Below are 22,814 nucleotides of genomic sequence, written 5' to 3' on the forward strand. Positions count from 1 at the left end.
CTGTAGACCGAACGCTCGTGTCGCGCGTTGAGGAAAAAGCACCCGGACACAGAAAGCGTGTAGACGTCCGCGCTTTTAGCAACAAAGTGTGCGTGTGCAGACATGCCGTCCGATATTGCAGTGGGATCGTTCGATGAACGTAACGGCTGGTGCAAGAGAGTATTGCAGAGTGTTGCGGGACACTTCGATGAGCATCGAGCAGCATTGCAGTAGAGTGCTGCTGAGGCGGCAGGGCAGCAGTAGAAGGGCAGCGACGTGTGACCGCAATCGCAGCGGTATGAGCGCAAGATTGTAGGTGGTCGAAACTTTGTTTCCAAGTGAGGAATTGTTGGGAGGCGAATACGGCGCGATTTTCGCAACGTAGTTCGTGAAAAAAAATTTAAAAGGGTTTAGGATGAATTCGAGCGATGTCGTTTCCGAATAGCGCGCCGCGCACGACATCGGTCTAGACTTCGGCGAGGAGGTAGCATGGATATCTACAGCAGTTTCGCGACCCGCTTCGAGAAAACGCGAGAAGATGAGCTCTCGCTCGAGGAGTATCTCGCGCTCTGCAAAGACAATCCCGCCGCGTACGCCACGGCTGGCGAACGCATGTTGACGGCGATCGGGGAGCCGGAACAGATCGACACTCGTAACGATCCGCGCATGTCGCGCATCTTCGCGAACAAGGTCATCAAGGTATACCCCGCATTCCGTGAGTTCTACGGAATGGAAGAGGTGATCGAGCAGGTGGTCGCCTACTTCCGCCACTCGGCTCAGGGGCTCGAAGAAAAGAAGCAGATCCTTTATCTGTTGGGCCCGGTCGGCGGCGGTAAATCATCGATCGCGGAACGTCTCAAGCAGCTCATGGAACGCGTGCCGTTCTATTCGATCAAGGGCTCGCCCGTGAACGAGTCGCCTCTCGGTCTGTTCGACTACGAGGAAGATGGCCCGATTCTCGAAGAACAATATGGTATTCCGCGCCGCTACCTGAAGAGCATTCTTAGCCCGTGGGCGGTCAAGCGCCTGCACGAATTCAACGGCGACATCCGCAAGTTCCGCGTGGTGCGCCGTTATCCGTCGATCCTTCGCCAGATCGGTATAGCCAAAACCGAGCCGGGCGACGAAAACAATCAGGACATTTCGTCGCTGGTCGGTAAGGTCGACATCCGCAAGCTCGAACAGTACGCACAAGATGACGCGGACGCATACAGCTACTCCGGTGGCTTGTGTCTCGCCAATCAGGGCCTGCTCGAATTTGTGGAAATGTTCAAGGCGCCGATCAAGGTCCTGCACCCGCTGCTTACCGCCACCCAGGAAGGCAACTTCAAGGGCACCGAAGGCTTCGGTGCGATCCCGTTCGACGGCGTGATTCTGGCTCACTCGAACGAGTCCGAATGGAAGGCGTTCCGCAACAACCGCAACAACGAAGCACTGCTCGACCGGATCTTCGTGGTGAAGGTGCCTTACTGCCTGCGCTACGGTGAAGAGGTCAAGATCTACGAGAAGCTGCTGCGTAATTCGTCGCTGGCGAATGCGGTTTGCGCGCCGGGCACGCTGAAAATGATGGCGCAGATGTCGGTGCTCACGCGCCTTCAGGAGCCGGAGAATTCGAGCCTGTTTTCTAAGATGCAGGTGTACGACGGCGAGAATCTCAAGGACACCGATCCGAAGGCCAAGTCGTATCAGGAGTACCGCGATTTCGCGGGCGTGGATGAAGGGATGACCGGCGTGTCGACCCGCTTCGCGTTCAAGATCATGTCGCGCGTCTTCAACTTCGACTCGACCGAGGTCGCGGCCAATCCGGTGCACCTGATGTACGTGCTCGAACAGCAGATCGAACGCGAGCAGTTCCCGCCGGAAACCGAGCAGAAGTATCTGTCGTTCATTAAAGACGTGCTCGCCTCCCGCTACGCGGAGTTCATCGGCAAGGAAATTCAGACTGCTTATCTGGAGTCGTATTCCGAGTACGGTCAGAACATCTTCGATCGCTATGTGACGTACGCTGACTTCTGGATTCAGGATCAGGAGTTCCGCGACCACGACACCGGCGAGAGTTTCGATCGCGCGGCGCTGAACGCCGAACTGGAGAAGATCGAGAAACCGGCGGGCATCAGCAACCCGAAGGACTTCCGCAACGAGATCGTGAACTTCGTGCTGCGCGCGCGTGCTGCCAATGGCGGGAAGAATCCGGCATGGGTCAGCTACGAGAAGCTGCGCGTCGTGATCGAAAAGAAGATGTTCTCGAACACGGAGGAACTGTTGCCGGTGATTTCGTTCAACGCCAAGGGCTCGGCGGAGGAACAACGCAAGCACGAAGACTTCGTCAATCGCATGGTGACGAAGGGCTATACGCCGAAGCAGGTGCGCTTGCTGTGTGACTGGTATCTGCGCGTGCGCAAGTCGTCATGATGCGTATTGCGTGCCGCCCGCGCGGTCCGACCGCGCGGGCTCCCTGCGAGGCGCAAGCTGCATGGACATAGCGTTGCCTTGGGCAGCTACGTCTCGCAAACGCGATATTACAGCGGGAGACCGGGCGTGCTTCATCAAATTATCGACCGCAGGTTAGCAGGCAAGAACAAAAGCATTGCGAATCGCGAACGTTTTTTGCGTCGCGTTAAGAACTACATTCGTCGCGCCGTTTCGGAAGCCGTGCGCGACCGCAGCATCAAGGACATTCAGAACACCCAGAGCATCACCATCCCGCGCAAGGACATCGCGGAACCGTCGTTCCGGCATGGCCCCGGCGGCAAGCGGGAAATGGTGCATCCGGGCAATTCCGACTACATCCGCGGCGACAAGATCCAGCGCCCGCAAGGGGGCGGCGGCGGAGGCGGGGGCAATCAGGCCAGCAATGAAGGCGAGGGTCAGGACGACTTCGTGTTCGAGCTGAGCCGCGAAGAATTCATGCAGTATTTCTTCGACGATCTCGAACTGCCGCGACTCGTCAAAACCCATCTGCTTGCCGTGCCGACGTGGAAAAGCATCCGCGCGGGCTGGGCTGCCGAAGGCACGCCGAACAACATCGACGTGGTCCGTTCGCTGCGCAGCGCGCTCGGCCGCCGCATCGCGCTCGGTGCGCCGCTCGTGAACCAGCTGCACGAGATGGAACGGCAGCTGGAAGTCATGAAGGCTGATCCCGACGATCGTCGCGAAGAGATCAAGCTGCTCGAAGAAGAGATTCACCATTTGCGCGGCCGCATCTGGCGGATTCCGTTCATCGATCCGTTCGATCTGCGTTACGTGAATCGCGTGAAGCAGCCCACGCCGTCCAGCCAGGCCGTGATGTTCTGTCTGATGGATGTGTCCGGTTCCATGGACGAGCAGCGCAAGGACCTCGCCAAGCGTTTCTTCATCCTGCTGTATCTGTTCCTCAAGCGTAACTACGAGAAGATCGAAGTGGTGTTCATTCGCCACCACACGCGCGCCGAAGAGGTCGACGAAGACACGTTCTTCCATTCGACGGAAAGCGGCGGCACGGTGGTGTCGAGCGCGCTGGAGCTGATGCAGAAGGTAATGGACGAGCGTTATTCGCCGACTGAATGGAATATTTACGGCGCTCAGGCGTCCGACGGCGACAACTGGACCGACGACTCGCCGAAGTGCCGCAAGATACTCTCGGATGACATCCTGGAGAAGGTGCGCTATTTTGCGTATATTCAGGTGACGCCGGAAGAACAGAATCTGTGGCTTGAATATGCGCAGTTGGCCTTGAGCCAGCCGCACATGGCGATGAAGAAAGTCGAGACCGCGGCTGACATTTATCCGGTGTTTCGCGAGTTGTTCGAAAAGCAGGCGGCGAATTCATGACGAACAAGCACCTGCACGACGAAGCGCACGGCGAGCCAGCGAACGGCGCGCCGCAGCGCGGGAAAGGCGTGCCGCAGCAGCAACAGTCGGGGCATGCCGAGGCAACGGCGGACGATACCGGAACCGCCGCAGCCGGAGCAGTCGACACCGCTGCAGCACGGGGACACACCGGAACGCCCACTCAGGGGCAAAGGGAAGTCCGTATGAACGTAGCCGATAGACGGCCTCTGCCGTGCCCGTCCGACTGGACCTTCGAATTGATCGAAGAGTACGACTCGCATATTGCCCGTGTTGCAGAGCAATATGAACTCGACGTGTATCCGATCCAGCTCGAACTCATCAGCGCCGAACAGATGATGGATGCGTACGCGTCCGTCGGTATGCCGGTGAACTACCGTCACTGGTCGTTCGGCAAACACTTTCTCTCCACCGAAAAAAGCTACCGTCGCGGGCAGATGGGGCTGGCGTACGAGATCGTCATCAATTCGAACCCCTGCATCGCGTATCTGATGGAAGAGAACACGATGACGATGCAGGCGCTCGTCATCGCCCATGCGGCCTATGGGCACAACTCGTTCTTCAAGGGCAACTATCTGTTCAAGCTGTGGACGGATGCGCACGCGATCATCGACTACCTCGTTTACGCGAAAAATTACATCGCGGAGTGCGAGGAGCGTTTCGGGCTCGACCGGGTCGAGGAACTGCTCGACTCGTGCCACGCGTTGATGAACTATGGCGTGGACCGTTACAAGCGTCCGCAGAAGCTGTCGCTGCAAAAGGAGTTTGCGGCGCGCCGTGAACGCGAGGCCTATCTGCAGTCGCAGGTGAACGAACTGTGGCGCACCTTGCCGACCCGGCATACGCCGTTGCCGGAGGAGGTCGAGGAGCGTTATCCGCCGGAGCCGCAGGAAAACCTGTTGTATTTCGCGGAGAAAAACGCGCCGCTGCTGGAGCCGTGGGAGCGGGAAGTGATCCGCATCGTGCGCAAGGTCGGCCAGTATTTCTATCCGCAACGGCAGACCCAGGTGATGAACGAGGGTTGGGCGACCTTCTGGCACTACACCTTGCTCAACACCATGTACAACCAGGGCAAGCTGGAAGACGGCTTCATGATGGAGTTTCTCCATTCGCACAGCAACGTGGTCTACCAGCCGCCGGTCACCAAGCCGTACTACAGCGGTATCAATCCGTACGCACTCGGGTTTTCGATGATGAGCGACATTCGCCGCATCTGCGAAACGCCCACGGAAGAAGACCGCAAGTGGTTCCCGGAACTGGCGGGCAGTCCGTGGCTCCCGGCCATGCACTACGCGATGCGCAACTTCAAGGACGAGAGTTTCGTCGCGCAGTATCTGTCGCCGCATCTGATCCGCGAAATGCGCCTTTTCTCGGTGCTCGACGACGACATGCGCGACGCGCTCGAAGTCTCGGCGATTCATGACGACAGCGGCTATCAGTACGTGCGTCAGGCGTTGTCGCGCCAGTACGACATGCATCACCGCGAGCCGAATATTCAGGTGTGGGCGGTGAATACGCGCGGCGACCGGAGCTTGACGCTGCGGCACTTCATGAGCGACAACCGGCATCTATCCGGCGATAGCGAAGAAGTGCTCAAGCACATGGCGCGGCTGTGGCAGTTCGACGTGTATCTGGAAAGCGTCGATGAGAATGGCACGGTCCGCAAGCGGTATGAGTGCCGTTATGTGCCGCCAGCGGTGAGAGTGTGACCGGTGGGTTGCAACGCAATGCGCTAGGTTCGGCGCGATAAACATAAGCCAGCTCCTATTCGAGCTGGCTTTTTTCTTATATGCGGCGCAGCAGATTGAGACGCGAGCGCCGCTGCGCGACAACGTCGCCACCTAACCGCTCGAACAAAGCCCCAACTCTTCCTTGCGATTCTGTAAAATTAGCTCGCGCGAGATAAACACTCCCGCGCACGCGATCTGACGGCGGCGCCACCACGGTGACCTCCGTTCAATTACAAGGATAGAGACCAGCATGACCGACCTAACCGACCAAACCGTGGCCTCGGCTCACGACACCCGGCGCCGCATCTTCGCGATCGTTGGCGCTTCATCGGGCAATCTCGTCGAGTGGTTCGACTTTTACGTGTATTCGTTCTGCGCGCTGTACTTCGCGCCGGCGTTCTTCCCGAGCGGCAACACCACCACGCAGTTGCTGAACACGGCGGGCGTGTTCGCGGCCGGCTTCCTGATGCGTCCGATCGGCGGCTGGTTTTTCGGCCGCCTCGCCGACAAGCACGGCCGCCGCACCGCGATGATGGTGTCGGTGTTCATGATGTGCGGCGGCTCGCTCGTGATTGCCGTGCTGCCCACCTACGCGCAGATCGGCGCGCTGGCGCCGGCGCTGCTGCTGGTCGCGCGGCTGTTCCAGGGCTTGTCGGTGGGCGGCGAGTACGGCACCAGCGCGACCTACATGAGTGAAGTCGCGCTCAAGGGCCGGCGCGGTTTCTTCGCGTCGTTCCAGTACGTCACGCTGATCGGCGGGCAGTTGTGCGCGCTGCTGGTGCTGGTGGTGCTGCAGCAAACGCTTTCCACCGATGAGCTGAAAGCATGGGGCTGGCGCGTGCCGTTCGCAATCGGCGCGGTCGCGGCATTGATCGCGCTGTATCTGCGTAAATCGCTCGACGAAACCACCACCGCCGAAACCCGTCAGCGCAAGGAAGCCGGCACGCTGCGCGGCCTGTGGCTGCACAGAGGCGCGTTCATGACGGTGCTCGGTTTCACGGCCGGCGGCTCGCTGATTTTCTACACGTTCACCACCTACATGCAGAAGTACCTGGTCAACACGGCCGGCATGCACGCGAAGACGGCCAGCAACGTGATGACCGCGGCGCTCTTCGTCTACATGGTGATGCAGCCGGCGTTCGGCGCGTTGTCGGACCGCATCGGCCGCCGTCGTTCCATGCTGTTCTTCGGCTTCTTCGCGACCATTGGCACTGTGCCGCTGCTGCACGCGCTGAAAGACGTGACGAGCCCGTATGCGGCCTTCGGTCTGGTCGTGGTGGCGCTGGCGATCGTCAGTTTCTATACGTCGATCAGCGGCCTGATCAAGGCGGAAATGTTCCCGCCGGAAGTGCGTGCGCTCGGCGTGGGGCTTTCGTACGCGGTGGCGAATGCGATCTTCGGCGGCTCGGCGGAGTATGTGGCGCTGTGGCTGAAGTCGGTCGGCAACGAGTCGATGTTCTACTGGTACGTGACCGCGCTATGTGCGATTGCCGGCATCGTTTCGCTGCGGATGCGCGATCCGTCGAAAGAAGGGTATTTGCGTCTCGAGCCTTGACGCTTTGAATCGAGGCCCGCTCGCTCGCGAAGTACGTTCGGGCGATGCATGAGAACGGCGGTCCGGAGCAACCCTGGCCGCCGTGTTTTTTTGTTCGCGTGAGCCGCGATGCAAACCCGCAGCGCATCGAGGCCAAGGCGCATGCTCAAGCCACGACGATCTCCGTGCCCAACGCATGCAACAGATCGCGCAGCGTCTCGGCTTGCGCCATCTTTGCGTCGCTGCGTAAATGAATCTGCAGCGCTCGCCCCGCGATTCCGTCGACGGGTTGCGCGAGCCATAACTCCACGGCGAGGCCCAATCCTTCAGGCTGGTTGACGACGACGGGTTCGATCACACGCGGCTTGAAACAGGCACTGTCGGACATGCGAGTTACCTCGGGACTGGTAAAGGTGCGCTTTCATCGTAATCAGTGCGCCACAACGGACCAAGCAACAAATCCGTGTTTGCTTAGCATGGGATGCTTAGCACAAAACACGCTTATTGCTGAGGGCTTGCACGCGTTGCGCGCCGGCGGCGGCGCGTCAGACCGGTTCCGAACCATCGCTGACCAGTTCGGAGACGAGTTCCTTCACCACGGCGGCCGGCTCCGCGGCCACGACGGGCGCGGCCGCCACCGCCGCAACCGCGGCCGCCGCGACGGCCTGCTGAGGCGCGCTCAGCGCGGCACGCGCAAGCGTCAGAAGATGATAGTAAAGCCGCGTGCTCAACCCGTAGTTGTACGCGAACAGATGCGTGAAGGCGACCTTGAACCCGTCGAGCACCTGACTATTTCTGGCGTGAACCGACACCACGATCGGCGCGAGCCGGCGCAACGCCAGCTTGCGCGACGGCTCCAGTTGCGCCGGCAGCTGCAACGCCTTGACGAACGCATACGCGCTGACCGTAGGCGCGACCGCTGTGCCGCGCGTGCTATGCGAGATCGAGCTCGCCGTCTTTCGATACACCGACACATAGTCGTGCAGATAGAACACCTCGCGTGCGGCGAGACAGAGTTCGGTGCCGAATACGAAGTCGCAGCACACGCCGTACTCTTCCCGGTAGCCGATCCGCTTCACGAGTTCGGCGTTGGCCATCCAGCCGTTATTCGGAAACATCTGGATCAGACCGGTTCGGCCCGGCTGCGACTGCAGGCCTTCGGCGTCCTTCGTACGCCGAAATGCGGCGTTCAGCTTCGCGCTCGCCTCGAAGTCGATGGCGCCGCCGTGATCGGCTTCGTACTGGTCGCCGAATGCCACATCGAGTTGCGGGTGGAGCGTCCATAGCGACACGAGTTTTTCCACGCCGTCGGTGGTGAGCAGGTCGTCGTCGTGGATCAGCAGGATCTTGTCGCCGCTCGCGCGCTCGAACAGGCTCGCGACATTGCGCGCCTGGCCGAGCGGCGGCTGATTCTTCACATAGCGCACGCGCGGTTCGTGCGCGTAACGGGCCGCGATCAACCGCTCAGTGCGCGCGTCCTTCGAGTCATCGCCGATCACGATCTCCAGATCGTCGTAGCTCTGCGCGAGGCACGAGTCGATGCACGTTGCGATCAGCTCAGGGCGATCGCAGGTCGGCAGACAGATGGACACGTGGGGGCGGTGAGGGGGAGTCGAGGAGATGGACATGAGCGTCGCCTTTGTTATCTGTTGAGGGGCGGCAGCTGGTCCGCTTGGCGCACACGTCGCTGCAAGCAGAAAAATAGTCCATCACGCGGAAAAAATAATCGGTAAAAAACAGGAAGAAATGTTTGGCTTATGAAAGCCGTCAGAAGGGAAAAATTTATGCGGCTTCGCTAGCGAAATGCAGCAAAGCCGCTCCCGGATTGGCGCTTAATCTAATCAGCCGACAGGCGGCTCGCCCTCGCCGGGTTTTTTGCCCGGATTGTCCGACGGCGCTTGATCGCGCCCTTCGTCGTCGCGTTCCGGCAGCTTGCTCTTCTCGTTGTCGCTGTGCGCGGCAGGCTGCGGATGTTCGATATCGGCCGGTTTGTCTTGGGCGCTTTCTTTGGTTTCGCTCATGATCCTCTCCTGGTTGGATGACATGAGCATTGCAGCAAACGGCAGACCTGGGCTCGTCTCTCGTGTTCTGATCGGGGCTGGCCATCCCACCGCGCGCACTTACAAACAAGCTCTTGACCCGTGCCCCCATTCAGCGCACCGTGGAAGGAGAACCCTATATATCCCGGGAGTACGAAATGTCCCTCAACTTCCCGAATCCCAGCCGCAGCTACGACGCCTCGCATCACTGCGTGAATTTCTGGGGCTACGACAATGCGCGCGAAATCGCTTTCACCGTCAACCGTTCGGTGATTTCGAATCTGAGCCCGAGCGTGGGCTCCGACGAACCGGCCCTGCTTGCCGCGTTCGACCAGCATCGCGAGCAGATTCTCACGCTCGCGCGCGGTCTGTACATCGGCGGCCCGCAGAACCGTTATACGATTACCTGACGCGGCGCAGCGCACACTGTTGTGCCGTTGCGCGGACGTCGCCGGACACGGCCTCAAGCCGCCGTTTCGCGCGGCGCGCCGCCGGTCAGCGACACGATGAAGTCGTAAAACGCCCGCACCTTCGCCGGCGGATGATGCCGCGAAGGGTAGAGCGCATACAGCGGATAAACCTCGTCGCCCCAGTCGGGAAATAGTTCGACGAGTTTTCCGCTCGCCATCAACGACTCGCTGCCGAGCGAGAGGATCTGCGCGACGCCCTGGCCCGCCGTGCAAACGCTATGCAGCGTGCCCACGTCGTTCACGGTCAAACGACCCTGCGGCGTGATCACGATTTTCTTGCGGCCGCGATGAAATTCCCAACAGAACGGGTAGCCCGTAAGCGGATCGCGAAACTTGATGCAGACATGCTTGCCGCTTTCGAGCTCAGCCGGATTCACCGGGTGCCCGTGCTTCTTCAGATACGACGGCGCGGCCACGGTGAGAATCCGCGTGTCCAGCAGTTTGCGCGCGATCAGTGTCGACACCGGCGGATCGCCGAAACGGATCGCCAGATCGAAGCCGTCGCCGACCAGATCGCCCATCTGATCGCGGGTGACCAGTTCGAGCTGCAGATCGGGATGCTTGTCGATAAAGCCGCCCAGCCGTGGCCCGAGCACGAGGCGCGAAAAGAACGGATCCATGTTCACGCGCAAACGTCCGCGCACGGCAGTCGCGCCCTGCGCGGCGGAAGCCGCTGCTTCTTCGAGTCCGCCCAGCAGCGGCACGATCTGTTCGTAGAAGCGCCGGCCTTCGTCGGTCAGCGTGACAGAACGCGTGGTGCGGTCGAAGAGCCGGATGCCCAGACGCGCTTCGAGCCGCGCGACCGAACGGCTCACCCCGGATTGCGACATGTCGAGCGCTTCTCCGGCTGCCGCAAAACTCCCGCAATCGACAATCGCCGTCAAGACGCCCATGCCGTTCAGCATGCGCTCGTCAAATGGCATGTGATAGTCCTTTGTTATTCGTTAATGCGTGACATGCTAACGCGAAAATCCGTTTGAATTCACGCGTGGGTTCGGGGAAACGCCGCCTGGTAAGGTGGACGAATGATGTCGTGTCATGAGTGGAATGACAGCCAGGCTATCGCGTCAGTCGAGTGGCGGGCGTTAATCTGTTGGCGTTCGCCCGAAGTACCAGGACATGTGATTCTCGTCATGCATCGGGCATATTCGAATTGAACAACGAGGACGTCCCATGTCGCGAATTTTTATTACCGGTTCCGCAGATGGTCTCGGTCAGATGGCCGCGCGTCTGCTCGTCGAGGCGGGCCATCAGGTGGTGTTGCATGCGCGTAGCGCGGCGCGCGCCGACCAGGCGTTGCAAGCCGTGCCGCAAGCGCAAGCCGCGCTGATCGGCGACCTGTCGAGCATCGCGGCCACGGTTGCGCTCGCGGACCAAGTCAACCAGCTAGGCCTTTTCGATGCGGTGATTCACAACGCGGCGGTCGGCTATCAGGAGCCGCGCCGGGTCGCCACCGTCGACGGCTTGCCGCACGTGTTCGCGGTCAATACGCTGGCGCCGTACATTCTCACTGCTTTGATCGAGAAGCCGAAGCGGCTCGTTTATCTGAGCTCGGGCCTGCATCGCAGCGGCGACGCAAGCCTCGACGATCTGGCCTGGGAGCGTCGCCCCTGGCGGGGCACGGCGGCGTACTCGGACTCGAAACTGCACGACGCGTTGCTGGCGTTCGCGATGGCGCGGCGCTGGCCGCAGGTGTTGTCGAATGCGCTGGAGCCGGGTTGGGTGGCGACGAAAATGGGCGGCCCGGGCGCGCCGGACGATTTGCAGGCCGCGCCGAAAACCCAGGTGTGGCTCGCCGTCAGCGACGAGCCGGCGGCCACCGTCAGCGGTGCGTACTTCTATCACATGAAGCCGTGCGAGACGCACCCGGCCGTGCGCGACGTCGCCGTTCAGGAGCGTTTGATCGAGGCGTGCGCGGGATTTTCCGGCATCCGCTTGCCGGACTGAGGTGATGCAAGGCCTGGATCAGCGCCCCGCGCCTTGCGTCGCTTGCCCGCGCACCGGGCGCGAAGCAGGCGCTTCGTCGAGGTGGCGAAACACCCACGCCGACACCAGTGTGATCACGCCGACGCACACGAAGGCGAGCCGAAAACCGAGCGCGGCCGATCCGACTTGCGCCGAGAACAGATTCACCAGCCCGCCGCCGATCGACACGCCCAGCCCGATGGCCAGCATCTGCACCATCGAAAAAAGGCTGTTGCCGCTGCCGGCATCTTCGTGCGAGAGGCCTTTGAGCGTGACGCTGTTCATCGCCGCGAACTGCATGGAGTTGGCCGCGCCGAACACGGCGAGAATCGCGATCTCGACCACGAGCGGCGTGCCGCGCGTAATCAGTGCGAACGCAACGATCGACGAACCGACGATGATCGTATTGACCAGCAGGAACGTGTCGTAGCCGTAGCGGCGCACGAGCGGCGCGATCCAGCGTTTGGCGACGGTGCCGGCGAGAGCCGCGGGCAGCATCATCAGACCGGAATGCAGCGGCGAGTAGCCCAGTTGCAGTTGCAACAGCAAGGGCACGAGAAACGGCACGGCGCTCGAACCGATGCGGCACACCAGGTTGCCGATCAGGCCGACGCTGAAGTTCGGCTCGCGAAACAGCGACAGTTTGAAGAGCGGATTAACGCGGCGTCTTGCATGCGGGATGTAGGCCAGCGCACTGACGGCGGCGAGCGCGAACAGCGCCACCGACCATGCCACGCGGTGCGTGGGCATCGGCGAGTCGACGGCGAGCGAGAACGCGATCATGCACAACGACAGCAACCCGCAGCCGACGAAGTCGAACGGCGGCGCCTTTGCTTCGCCATGCGACGGCAAGAAGCGCTGCACAGCGTACAACCCCACGGCGCCGATCGGCACGTTGATCAGGAAAATCCAGTGCCACGTGATCGCCTGAACGAACCAGCCGCCGAGCGTCGGCCCGGCGATCGGCCCCAGTTGCCCGGCCACAGAAATGAACGCGAGCGCCGCGACATACTGATCGCCCGTGACGCTGCGCAGGACGGCGAGCCGCCCGATCGGCAGCAGCATCGAGCCACCCACGCCTTGCAGCACGCGCGCCATCACCAGTTGGCCGAGCGTATGCGCGCTCGCGCAGCAGATCGAGCCGAGTACGAACACGAGAATGGCGGCGAAGTAGACGCGCCGCGTGCCGAAGCGGTCGGCGAGCCAGCCGGAGGCGGGCGTGAGCATCGCCATGGTCAGCGTGTAGGCGACCACGATCGGCTGCATCGCGAGCGGTGCGACATGCAGGCTGTTCGCAATCGACGGCAACGCGGTGTTGACGATCGTCGTGTCGAGCGACTGCATGAAAAAGCCGGCGGCAACGATCCAGAGCAAAGCGGTCTGGGAAGAATCCTTGGTCATCTTTTAACGGAGCCGCAGCGCGGCGGCATTGGCGGCCGCCCCGGCTCCGAGCATTCAGTGGGGCAATTCCGTCATCATATTGACATCCTCGTCAATCGGGAACCCCACTAAGGGCATTGACTATTATCGACTTTGCCGATGAGCAGCGCGACAATGCCCCATGCTCAATCCCATCTGGCTCAAGACCTTTTCGACGGTCGCGGCCTGCCACAGCTTCACCGAGGCGGGGCGGCGGCTCAATCTGACGCAATCAAGCGTCAGCGAACACATCCGGCGGCTCGAGCAGAGCGTGGGCCGGCGGCTTTTCGTACGCGACACCCATTCGCTCGCGATGACGCCGGACGGCGAAGCCATGCTCGCGCACGCCAGCGTGATTCTGCAGGCGCTCGCGCGGGCCGAATCGCAGTTTCGCGCGCCGCGTCTGAAAGGCCGCGTGCGGCTCGGTTCATCGGACGACGTCGCGCTCGGCCCGCTGCCCACCGTACTGGCGGCGTTTCGCGACGCGCATCCGGATGTCGAGCTGGAAATCACCATCGGCATGACAGGCAAGCTGTATGAACTGCTCGACGCGGGCGCAATCGATCTGCTGGTCGGCAAGCGGCGTCTCGGCGACCGGCGCGGCGTGCCGCTCTTCACCGGGCGGCTGGAGTGGCTGGCGCGCGCCGGTACGCTGGTCGATCTGAGCCAGCCGTTGCCGCTGATTCTGGTCGCCGAACCGAGCGTGACGCGCGCCGTCGTGCTTGACGCGCTTGCCGAGGCGGGCTTTAGCTGGCAACTGGTCTGCACGAGCAGCAGCCACGCCGGGTGCATCGCGGCCGCGCGCGGCGGGCTCGGCATTACGGTTCGTCCGCAGTATCTGGCGGCGCGGGGTCTCGCGGCGCCCTTGAACATGGCGAGTCTGCCGACGCTGCCGTCGGTGGAATTCATCGCGCTGGCGGCGAAACGGCTCAGCAGGCCGGCGGGCACGCTGTTGCAATTGCTGCACGACAGCGATCTGCGCGGGTCGTGGATCGGGGAATAGCGGCCAGGCGTGAGGCGTTAGGACCGACGCCACGCATGGATATAACGCTGACGGATTGCGCATCCGCACAAAGACTCTGCGTGGTGCGTTCTGTATAGCTAGGATTCCAGAATAATCCGCAGAATGGTGTCGCTGTTTGCGCTGTCCACCGGCGAAACAGGCACGCCGCGGCCTGTTGCGCGTTTACCGCGCCCGCGAAATTTTGTTTTTTCGGCGGAAGGCGAATCGCTATACTTTCCATATACGGTTCATTGTTCCATATAAGGAACATTCAATCGTTCACGTGCGCTGGGGCCGCACGTCATAAGCCAGAGCGCCGAACCAGCCAGAGCGATAAAAACCACGATGACCAAGAACCTGACCATCAATCTTCGGATCGCGATCACCATCGCGTTTCTCGGCGTGCTGCTGATCGCCACCGGCGTGCTTGGCATTCTCGGCATGCACGAAAGCAACTCGGCGCAGCGCGACGCCTACACGGTGCATTTCGCTTCCGTCGTCGCACTTGGCAAATCGGGCACGGCCATGTCGCGGGCGCGTTTCGGGCTCGACTGGGCAATGAGCAATCCGCGCTCGCCGCAACTGAATGCGCAACTCGAACGTGCGCGCATGCTGCTCGGCGATTCGGATAAATGGTGGAACAACTTTCGCGATCTGCCGAAAACGCCCGACCTGCAGCGCCTCACCGACGACCTCGACGCGAAACGCACCGCCGTGCGCCGCGACGGCATCGACAAACTGATCGAGGCGATCCGCACCGGCGACGCGAGCTGGATGGACGAAACCCGCGCCAACCGTCTGATCGGCCTTTACACGGCGATGAACGCGAGCCAGGGCGCGCTGGAGGACTATCTGAACCAGCAGGCGAGCGACGCCAACGAGCGGTCGGTCACGCTCTTTCATACGCTGTTGGCCGCGTGCATCGGCAGCATTCTGCTCGGGCTGACGGTTGCGTTCATCAGTTGGCGCACGCTGCGCCGCGCGATCATGGCGCCGCTGAACGACGCGTTGCGCCAGTTCGACGCGATCGCCGCCGGCGAGCTGACGACCCACGTGCCGATTCGTTCGAACGACGAAATGGCGACACTCTTGCGCGGTGTCGCGTCGATGCAGGACAAGCTCGGCGCCACGGTCACCACGGTGCGAGCCGGTTCACATTCGATCGCTTCGTCGACGCAGCAGATCGCCGCCGGCAATCTCGATCTCTCGCAACGCACCGAGGAACAGGCCGCATCGCTCGAAGAAACCGCGGCGGCGATGGAGCAGCTCACGTCGACCGTGCAACTGAACGCGGAGAACGCGCATCACGCGAGCGAACTCGCGTCGCGTGCTTCGGAGATGGCCGCGCGCGGGCGCACGTCGGTCGGCAGCATGGTGGAGACGATGCGCGTGATTCACGCGGGTTCGTCGAAAATGACCGGCATCATTACCGCAATCGAAGGCATTGCGTTTCAGACCAATATTCTCGCGCTGAACGCGGCCGTCGAGGCGGCGCGCGCGGGCGAGGAAGGGCGCGGTTTCGCGGTGGTGGCGGGCGAGGTGCGCAGTCTCGCGCAGCGTTCGGCGGCGGCCGCGAAGGAAATCGGCGCACTGATCGCGGAGTCGACTTCGCGCGTCGAGAGCGGCGCGGGGCTCGTCAATGAGGCGGGCGATACGATGCAGGAAATTGAGGCGGCGATCGACCGCGTGGCGCGTATCGTCGGCGAGATTGCGGCGGCGTCGAAAGAGCAGAGCGAGGGCATCAGGCAGGTGAGCCTCGCCGTCACGCAGATGGACGAGGTCACGCAGCACAATGCGGCGCTGGTCGAGGAGAGCGCGGCGACCGCGAACTCGCTCGCGGATCAGGCGCGGCAATTGAGCGAATTGACCGCGGCCTTCAAAGTCGCGAGCGATGCGGCGCAGCGCGAACCTGCGTTCTAACTGAAGCGGACTGAACTGATTGCTTCTGGGCGCGGGGCGCTCAGGCCGGCAGCTTGCGGAACGAAATCGCGAAGCGATTCCATGCATTGATCGCGGAGACCAGCAGCGTCAGATCGACCAGTTCTTCGTCGCTGAAGTGCGGGCGCACGGCTTCCCAGACGGCGTCGGGCACGTGCTCTTGCGATACCAGCGTCAGCGCTTCCGTCCATTCGAGCGCGGCGCGTTCGCGGTCCGTGAAGAACGGCGTTTCACGCCAGACCACCACGGTTGCCAGACGGCGGTCGGTTTCGCCGCCCTTGCGGGCGTCGGTGGTGTGCAAATCGACGCAGTACGCGCAGCCGTTGATCTGCGAGGCGCGCAGACGGACCAGTTCGGTCAGCGATTTTTCGAGCGCCGATTTGCCGATGCGTTCTTCAACGCCGATCATGGCCTTGATCGCGGCGGGGTTGGCTTTGTAGAAGTCGAGACGTTGTTCCATGATTCACTCCTGAGTTGGGTTGGACGCATTCCGTGATGCGATGAGTGAAGATTAGGCGCTCGACTGGTTCCGGGAAATAGCCGATTTCGAGTATTTTCAGGTAACCACTTCGACTCGGCGGCGACGCACGCATGCGGCACGCCGAGCGTCCTTACCGGTGGTAATGGCATCGTTGCCGGGCATCGGACGATTCGGTATGGTGGGTCATTCACCCATCTATCCATCTGAAGAGATTGCGCATGACTTCCGCCGCAGACCAACAACCGCCGCCGATCCGCACCGACGTCCTGATCGTCGGCGCCGGCCCCGTGGGGCTTTTCGCCGCATTCGAGGCGGGCGTGATCGGCCTGTCCTGCCAGATCGTCGACGGGCTCGATAAGGTCGGCGGCCAGTGCATCGAGCTCTATCCGGACAAGCCGATCTACGACATTCCCGCTATTGCGTCATGCACCGCGCGTGAACTGGTAGAGCGCCTGCTGGCGCAATGCAAGCCGTTCGATCCGCCCATCCATCTCGAACAACGGGTCGAGTCGGTCGAACAAAACGACAACGGACGCTGGACGGTACGCACCGATCGCGGCCTCGTGTTCGATGTCGCGGCGATCCTGCTGGCTGCCGGCAACGGCGCATTCGTGCCGCAGAAGCTGGCGCTGGCCGAAGCCGTGCCGCTGGAGTCGCGTCATGTGCACTACAGCGTGCCGCGTGTCGCGGACTTCGCCGACAAGGTCGTGGTCGTGGCGGGCGGCGGCGATTCCGCGCTCGACTGGGCGCTGGCGCTGCGCAAGGTCGCGCGCCGGGTGACGCTGGTGCATCGGCGCCCCGGTTTCAGTGCGGCTGATTCGAGTGTCGCGTCGATGCGGCGCGCGGTCGAGGCGGGCGAGATGGACTTCATAGTCGGTGCGATTGCGGGGCTCAACGTCGAAGGCGATGCGTTGAAGTCGATCACGTTGCGACATATCGAGGGCGAGACGCAGCTCGCGGCCGAGCATCTCGTCGCGCTCTATGGACTCGTTGCCGATCTCGGGCCGATCGCGCAATGGGGGCTATCGATTCACGCCGGGCGCGTCGATGTGGATACCTCGAATTACGAGAGTTCGCGGCCCGGCATCTTCGCGGTGGGCGACATCGCCAACTATCCGAACAAGCAGAAGCTGATACTGTCGGGTTTTCATGAGGCATCGCTGGCGCTGCGGCGCGCGTACTCGTACGCTTATCCGGACAAAAAGCGCGTGCACGTGCATTCAAGTTACGACGCAAAGCTGGCGGAAAAGGTCAGCGCCGCCGGGTGACTATCTTGCGGAGATAACGAGTCTCTGATTGATCGAGCCGGTAGCGATCCGCAGACCACTACCGGCCACTACCGGCTCTTTTCTACACGCCGTTATTTCCCGGCGGGTTGACTCCCGGCCGCGGCCGCGCTGGCTTCTTTGTCCTTCTTCCTGGCCTCGTGATGGCCGATCGCGCAGCCGGCCGCCGCGCCCGCTACCCCGTGGCCCCCCGCGACGTGGCCGGCCACGCCGCCCACGACAGCGCCTTTCGTACAGCCTTCGGCTTGCGCGGCGGTGCAGGTGAGTGTCAGCGCGGCAGCGAGAGCGAGGGTGGTGAATGCCTGTTTCAATTGCGACTCCTGTTGTTTGATGACGTTGCGATGAGGGAGTAGCAATTGCGGGGCCCGGCGATCGAGCCGGCGCTTTTCTCGACGCGGACTCTGGCGCCGGGCCTTTCGCGCTGACCTCAGGTGAAACCATAGGCGAAGCAGGCGGCGATCGGCGGTGTATGCTTTTGGCCGTAGCCCTTAATTTCTGACCACAATGAAACAGCTTGATGTCCCTTCCGCCGGCGAAAACGGCAAGCCCGCCAAAGTCCCGGCCGCGGCCCGCCCGAGGGCGTCTGTCGAGGTCGATTACTGGGCACTGCTGGAGGCAATCGAAGACTATGCGATCTTCCTGCTCGATCCGTCCGGGCGGATCGTGAGCTGCAACGCCGGGGGGCACAAGCTGACAGGTTACTCAGAGCAGGAGATCGTCGGCGAGCACTTTTCGCGCTTCTATACCGAGGAAGCCGTGGCGCGCGACTGGCCCGCCTACGAACTGCAACAGGCTTCGCTGACCGGCCGCTTCGAGGACGAAGGCTGGCGTAAGCGCAAGGACGGCACGACCTTCTGGTCGAATGTCGTGATCACGTCGATGCGCAACGACGCGGGCATACTCACCGGCTTTGCCAAGATCACGCGCGATCTGAGCGCGCAACGCGAGTACGTCGAAGCGCTGCGTCAAAGCGAAGAGCGTTTCCGTTTGCTGGTCGACTGCGTCAAGGATTACGCGATCTTCATGCTCGATCCGCAAGGGTACGTGGTGAGCTGGAATTCGGGCGCCGCGCGCATCAAAGGCTATACGCGCGAGGAAATCGTCGGCCGGCATTTCTCGACCTTCTACGTACCCGAGGAAGCGGCGGCGGGCAAGCCCGCGCGCGAACTGGCGATTGCCCGGCAGATCGGCCACGTCGAGGACGAAGGCTGGCGCGTGCGCAAGGACGGCACGACCTTCTGGGCCAACGTCGTCATCACCGCGGTGCATGACGAATCGAACCGGCTGCGCGGCTTCGCCAAGGTCACGCGCGATCTGACCGAGCGGCGTCAGCGTGAAGAACTGGAACGTTCGGGCGAACGCATGCGCCAGTTTCTCGCGACCCTCGCCCATGAATTGCGCAATCCGCTGGCGCCGGTACGCAACGCGATCGGCGTGATGCAACTCGAAACCGGCGTGAGTCCCACGCTGGCGCGTTCGCGCGATCTGATCGACCGGCAGGTCACGCATCTCACGCGCCTCGTCGACGATCTGCTCGACGTCGGCCGGATCATGTCGAACAAGGTCGAGTTGCGCCTCGGCCGTGTCGATCTGTCCGAGGTCATGGCGCGCGCGATCGAGGCCGCCCGACCGTTCACGGATGCGCACGAGCAGCGGGTCGTCCAGCATATGCCCGACGAGTCGGTGATCGTGCGCGGCGACATGACGCGCCTCGTGCAGGTGTTGCAGAACCTCTTGCACAACGCGGCAAAATTCTCGCCGGTCGGCAGCGCCATCGAGGTCGCGGCGCGCATCGACTACCACATGGCCGTGCTCGAAGTGCGCGATGCGGGTTGCGGCATTCCTGTGCGCTCACTCGACCGGATCTTCGAGTTGTTCGCTCAGGAAAAAGACGGGCAGAATTCCGGCGAGGGCGGTCTCGGCATCGGCCTCACGTTGTGCAAGTCGCTCGTCGAGATGCACGGCGGCAGTATTATCGCGAGCAGCGAAGGGCCGGGCTGCGGCAGCACCTTCACGCTGAGTCTGCCGCTGGCCGCCGCGCCGCCCGAAGCGACGGGCGATGAGGCGAACGCGGCGAACACCGAAGTCGGGCCGCTGCGCATTCTGCTGGTCGACGACAATCGCGATTCGGCTGACAGTCTCGCTATGCTGCTCGAACTCAAAGGCCACGAGGTGCGCATTGCCTACGAGGGCGAGCAGGCGGTGCAGGTCGCGCCGCGCTTTGTGCCTCACCTCGCGGTGATCGACATTGCGATGCCGAAGATGGACGGCTATCAGACCATCGCGGCGCTGCGCGCGATGCCCGAACTTTCCCAGACCCTGTACGCCGCCATGACCGGCTTCGGCCACGCGAGCGATCGCAAGCGTACCCGCGAAGCCGGTTTCCATGCGCATCTCGTGAAGCCGGTTGGACTCGAGCTGTTCGATGCGCTGCTCGCCGACGTGGAAGCGCGGCGCAGCGGACGCGGTCGCGGTTAGCCCTTCGACCGGGGCACGCTTCCTTCATACCAGCGCGGTGTGACGGCTTGCGTGCGTCGGCATTCCTGATTCCTGAAGAAAAGTGCTGCGTGTCCCGGCGTTCCGCGTCCGAGGCACGCCGCTTGCTGTGGGTCTTTTGTGCGCGGCGGCCCCGTGAGAGTCCGCCGGCAATCGATCGAACAGCTTCAGGGAGGCACGATGCTCGATATGCGTGATCGTGCGGCCGGCGTCAATGCGCGGCCGCCGCAAAGCCCCGGCATGACCGCGTCACGCGATTCTCATGCAGCCGCGAGCAGGACCCGGAAGGACGCGCAAGCTGCTGGGTCGCTTGAAAAATTTCTGCGTGATACGCCTTTCGATCCCAACGACTCCGCCGCGCTCGGCGACGTGTTGCGCGCGCTGGTCGAACGCGGCTTCGACCGCGCGCCTTTTTTGCCTTTGCCCGGCCATGGCGAGACGCTGGTGCGCTGGCGCAGCCTCGCAGCGGTGGCCGCATGCGATCTCGGGCTCGTCAAGCTGTTCGAAGGACACACGGATGCGCTCGCGATTCTCGCCGAGCTTCACGGCCCCACGCCGCCCGTGGACAGCCGCTGGGGTGTCTGGGCCGCCGAGCCGCCCGATGCGCGCGTGCAGGCGCTCAAAGTAGGAATCCGAAGCGACGGCGAGGACCTTCGTCTCACCGGCACGAAAGCCTGGTGCTCGGGCGCGCGTGTCGTCACCCATGCGCTCGTTACCGCATGGTTGGACGATGAGCCGGTGCTGGCGGCCGTCGCGATGAATCAGCCGTCCATCTCGATCGACACGTCGAAGTGGCAAGCGGTCGGCATGCAGGCCACGGCAAGCGCCGACGTGAGCTTCGATCAGGCATCCGCGACGCTGGTGGGCGGCGCGCATTCCTATGTACAACGTCCCGGCTTCTGGCACGGCGGCGCCGGTATCGCCGCATGCTGGTATGGGGCCGCCGCGCAGATCGCACAGATGCTGCGCGCGGCGTGCACGCAGCGCGTGGATCCGCATCGGCTCGCGCACCTCGGCGCGGTCGAGGTCGCACTGGCCGGCGCAGCCGCGGTATTGCGAGAGACCGCCGCATACATCGACGCCAATCCGTTAGCCGACTCGCAACGCGAGACCATGCGCGCGCGCCTCGTGGTGGAAGAGGCCGCGACCGCCGTGATGAATCACGCGACGCGTACGCTTGGCGCCGGCCCGTTGTGCCGCAACGCGCGCTTCGCGCGTGCGCTGGCGGATCTGCCGGTGTTCCTGCGGCAGAGCCACGCAGAGCGCGATCTCGCCGCGCTCGGCGAATTGATCGTTGCGGCGCAAGCCGCTGAAGGACGCGATGGTCCGGATGCCGGAGGTGCCCCGTGGATGCTCTGACGCCCTACACGGAGGGCCGCTGACATGAGCTCAACGGCTACCTACTTCGATGAACTCTATCGACACAGCGACGACCCCTGGAAGTTGCGCGAAGGCTGGTACGAGAGCCGCAAGCGTTCGTTGACGCTCGCGTTGCTGCCGCGTCCGCGCTACCGGAACGCGTTCGAACCCGGCTGCGCGAATGGCGAACTGACCGTCGAGCTGGCGAAGCGCTGCGACATGCTGCTCGCGGCGGATCTGCACGAGCGCGCGGTGCAGCTGGCGCGCGAGCGCGTCGCTGACCTGACGCACGTGCGTGTCGAACAGCGCACGGTGCCGCTCGAGTGGCCGACCGAGGCCGGCCCGTTCGATCTGATCGTGATCAGCGAGTTCGCCTATTACCTCGATTCGGCGGAACTCGAAACGCTGGCTGCACGGATCGCCGCTTCGCTCACCACGGACGGCACGCTGCTCGCCTGTCACTGGCGCAGACCTTTCGCCGAAGCGCTCGAATCCGCCGATACCGCCCATGCGCTATTCGACACACGCTGCGGCCTCACACGTCTCGCGCATCACGATGAAGCCGATCTGCTGATCGATGTCTGGTCGCGCGACGCACGCTCGGTCGCGCAACGCGAGGGGCTCCTATGATCGGCGTCATCGTTCCGGCGCATAACGAAGAGGCGTTGCTCGCGCCTTGTCTCGCTGCCTTGATCGCCGCCTCGCGCCACGAAGACCTGGCGGGCGAAACGGTGCGCATCGTGGTCGTGCTCGACGCATGCGACGACTTCACCGGTGCGATCGCGCGGGCCTACGGCGTCGAGACGCTGACGGTGAAGGCGCGCAATGTCGGCATTGCGCGCGCGGCCGGTGCGGATTTCCTGCTGGCGGACGGCGCGCGCTGGCTCGCGTTCACCGACGCCGACAGCCGCGTGTCGTCAGGCTGGCTGGTCGCGCAGCTTTCGCTCGAAGCGGATGCGGTGTGCGGCTCGATTGCCGTCGACGACTGGACCGCGCATCCGCACAGCGTGCGCGAATATTTCCGCAAGACCTACGTGGATGCGGACGGTCATCGTCACATTCACGGCGCGAACCTCGGCGTGTCGGCCGACGCCTACCGGCGCGCGGGCGGCTTTCCGCCGCTCAAATGCAGCGAGGACGTCGCGCTGGTCGACCGGCTCATCGCGATCGGCGCGCGCATCGCGTGGAGCGCGGCGCCGCGCGTGATCACGAGCGCGCGCGCGGCGGCTCGCGCTCGGGGCGGCTTCGGCGATACGCTTGCTTCGTGGGCGGCCGCCGGGTAAGCGG

At 62.9% G+C, this 22,814-nt stretch carries 20 protein-coding genes; 13 read left to right on the forward strand and 7 right to left on the reverse strand.

From position 1 onward, the window contains the following. Positions 1-468: 468 nt before the first annotated feature. From PQR54_RS23065 to PQR54_RS23080, 4 genes are all read left to right on the forward strand, one after another. A complete protein-coding gene (locus PQR54_RS23065) occupies positions 469-2,391 on the forward strand; it encodes a PrkA family serine protein kinase (protein ID WP_132374241.1) in 1,923 nt (640 codons plus the stop codon). A gap of 126 nt (positions 2,392-2,517) precedes the next feature. Continuing rightward, positions 2,518-3,789 (forward strand): YeaH/YhbH family protein, encoded by a 1,272-nt coding sequence (locus PQR54_RS23070; protein ID WP_012433253.1) that lies wholly within the window; start codon positions 2,518-2,520, stop codon positions 3,787-3,789. Further along, on the forward strand, positions 3,786-5,516 hold the full coding sequence (locus tag PQR54_RS23075; protein ID WP_408249663.1) for a SpoVR family protein: 1,731 nt from the start codon (positions 3,786-3,788) through the stop codon (positions 5,514-5,516). The genes PQR54_RS23070 and PQR54_RS23075 overlap by 4 nt, the downstream gene beginning before the upstream one ends. Positions 5,517-5,787: 271 nt before the next feature. Beyond that, positions 5,788-7,092 carry an MFS family transporter gene (locus tag PQR54_RS23080; protein ID WP_408249665.1) on the forward strand — a complete coding sequence of 435 codons (1,305 nt, stop codon included), beginning with the start codon at positions 5,788-5,790 and terminating at the stop codon, positions 7,090-7,092. A 145-nt stretch (positions 7,093-7,237) separates the two neighbouring features. Here PQR54_RS23080 and PQR54_RS23085 read toward each other — a convergent pair whose 3' ends face one another. From PQR54_RS23085 to PQR54_RS23095, 3 genes are all read right to left on the reverse strand, one after another. Further along, the gene (locus PQR54_RS23085) at positions 7,238-7,459 is read right to left on the reverse strand and encodes a hypothetical protein (RefSeq protein ID WP_012433250.1); all 222 of its coding nucleotides are present in this window, start codon (positions 7,457-7,459) and stop codon (positions 7,238-7,240) included. Positions 7,460-7,616: 157 nt separating this feature from the next. Further along, positions 7,617-8,699: a glycosyltransferase family 2 protein gene (locus PQR54_RS23090; protein ID WP_408249667.1), complete on the reverse strand. Its 1,083-nt coding sequence runs from the start codon at positions 8,697-8,699 to the stop codon at positions 7,617-7,619. A gap of 213 nt (positions 8,700-8,912) precedes the next feature. After that, positions 8,913-9,092, reverse strand: coding sequence for a hypothetical protein (locus tag PQR54_RS23095; protein ID WP_408249669.1), 180 nt, complete (start codon positions 9,090-9,092; stop codon positions 8,913-8,915). A gap of 176 nt (positions 9,093-9,268) precedes the next feature. On the opposite strand from PQR54_RS23095, the gene PQR54_RS23100 reads away from it, so the two are divergent. Then, positions 9,269-9,520 carry a DUF1488 family protein gene (locus PQR54_RS23100; protein ID WP_408249671.1) on the forward strand — a complete coding sequence of 84 codons (252 nt, stop codon included), beginning with the start codon at positions 9,269-9,271 and terminating at the stop codon, positions 9,518-9,520. Between the two features lie 53 nt (positions 9,521-9,573). Here the strand turns inward: PQR54_RS23100 and PQR54_RS23105 are convergent, their stop codons facing one another. After that, complete coding sequence (locus PQR54_RS23105) at positions 9,574-10,503, reverse strand: LysR family transcriptional regulator (RefSeq protein ID WP_408249672.1); 930 nt, start codon at positions 10,501-10,503, stop codon at positions 9,574-9,576. A 250-nt stretch (positions 10,504-10,753) separates the two neighbouring features. Between PQR54_RS23105 and PQR54_RS23110 the strand changes: the two genes are divergently transcribed. Continuing rightward, positions 10,754-11,527: an SDR family NAD(P)-dependent oxidoreductase gene (locus tag PQR54_RS23110; protein ID WP_408249674.1), complete on the forward strand. Its 774-nt coding sequence runs from the start codon at positions 10,754-10,756 to the stop codon at positions 11,525-11,527. 18 nt (positions 11,528-11,545) lie between these two features. On the opposite strand, the gene PQR54_RS23115 is transcribed toward PQR54_RS23110, so the two are convergent. Continuing rightward, complete coding sequence (locus tag PQR54_RS23115) at positions 11,546-12,946, reverse strand: DHA2 family efflux MFS transporter permease subunit (RefSeq protein ID WP_408249676.1); 1,401 nt, start codon at positions 12,944-12,946, stop codon at positions 11,546-11,548. A 160-nt stretch (positions 12,947-13,106) separates the two neighbouring features. Between PQR54_RS23115 and PQR54_RS23120 the strand changes: the two genes are divergently transcribed. Both PQR54_RS23120 and PQR54_RS23125 read left to right on the forward strand, forming a co-directional pair. After that, positions 13,107-13,967, forward strand: coding sequence for a LysR family transcriptional regulator (locus PQR54_RS23120; protein ID WP_408249678.1), 861 nt, complete (start codon positions 13,107-13,109; stop codon positions 13,965-13,967). A gap of 345 nt (positions 13,968-14,312) precedes the next feature. After that, on the forward strand, positions 14,313-15,887 hold the full coding sequence (locus tag PQR54_RS23125; RefSeq protein WP_408249680.1) for a methyl-accepting chemotaxis protein: 1,575 nt from the start codon (positions 14,313-14,315) through the stop codon (positions 15,885-15,887). A gap of 40 nt (positions 15,888-15,927) precedes the next feature. On the opposite strand, the gene PQR54_RS23130 is transcribed toward PQR54_RS23125, so the two are convergent. After that, positions 15,928-16,365 carry a carboxymuconolactone decarboxylase family protein gene (locus tag PQR54_RS23130; RefSeq protein WP_408249681.1) on the reverse strand — a complete coding sequence of 146 codons (438 nt, stop codon included), beginning with the start codon at positions 16,363-16,365 and terminating at the stop codon, positions 15,928-15,930. Between the two features lie 239 nt (positions 16,366-16,604). Between PQR54_RS23130 and PQR54_RS23135 the strand changes: the two genes are divergently transcribed. Further along, positions 16,605-17,654 carry an NAD(P)/FAD-dependent oxidoreductase gene (locus PQR54_RS23135; RefSeq protein ID WP_408249682.1) on the forward strand — a complete coding sequence of 350 codons (1,050 nt, stop codon included), beginning with the start codon at positions 16,605-16,607 and terminating at the stop codon, positions 17,652-17,654. Positions 17,655-17,746: 92 nt separating this feature from the next. On the opposite strand, the gene PQR54_RS23140 is transcribed toward PQR54_RS23135, so the two are convergent. Continuing rightward, positions 17,747-17,983, reverse strand: coding sequence for a hypothetical protein (locus tag PQR54_RS23140; protein WP_408249683.1), 237 nt, complete (start codon positions 17,981-17,983; stop codon positions 17,747-17,749). Positions 17,984-18,176: 193 nt separating this feature from the next. Here PQR54_RS23140 and PQR54_RS23145 point away from each other — a divergent pair, with 193 nt between their 5' ends. The 4 genes from PQR54_RS23145 (at position 18,177) to PQR54_RS23160 (ending at position 22,810) form a co-directional block, all read left to right on the forward strand. Then, positions 18,177-20,150, forward strand: coding sequence for a PAS domain-containing hybrid sensor histidine kinase/response regulator (locus PQR54_RS23145; protein WP_408249684.1), 1,974 nt, complete (start codon positions 18,177-18,179; stop codon positions 20,148-20,150). Between the two features lie 198 nt (positions 20,151-20,348). After that, a complete protein-coding gene (locus PQR54_RS23150) occupies positions 20,349-21,527 on the forward strand; it encodes an acyl-CoA dehydrogenase family protein (protein WP_408249685.1) in 1,179 nt (392 codons plus the stop codon). A 24-nt stretch (positions 21,528-21,551) separates the two neighbouring features. Continuing rightward, a complete protein-coding gene (locus tag PQR54_RS23155) occupies positions 21,552-22,157 on the forward strand; it encodes a class I SAM-dependent methyltransferase (RefSeq protein WP_408249687.1) in 606 nt (201 codons plus the stop codon). Next, positions 22,154-22,810 (forward strand): glycosyltransferase family 2 protein, encoded by a 657-nt coding sequence (locus PQR54_RS23160; RefSeq protein WP_408249689.1) that lies wholly within the window; start codon positions 22,154-22,156, stop codon positions 22,808-22,810. Before PQR54_RS23155 ends, PQR54_RS23160 begins: the two co-directional genes overlap by 4 nt. Positions 22,811-22,814 lie beyond the last annotated feature (4 nt).

The sequence above is a fragment of the Paraburkholderia phytofirmans genome (assembly GCF_046028095.1).
GTDB classification, from domain to species: domain Bacteria; phylum Pseudomonadota; class Gammaproteobacteria; order Burkholderiales; family Burkholderiaceae; genus Paraburkholderia; species Paraburkholderia phytofirmans_A.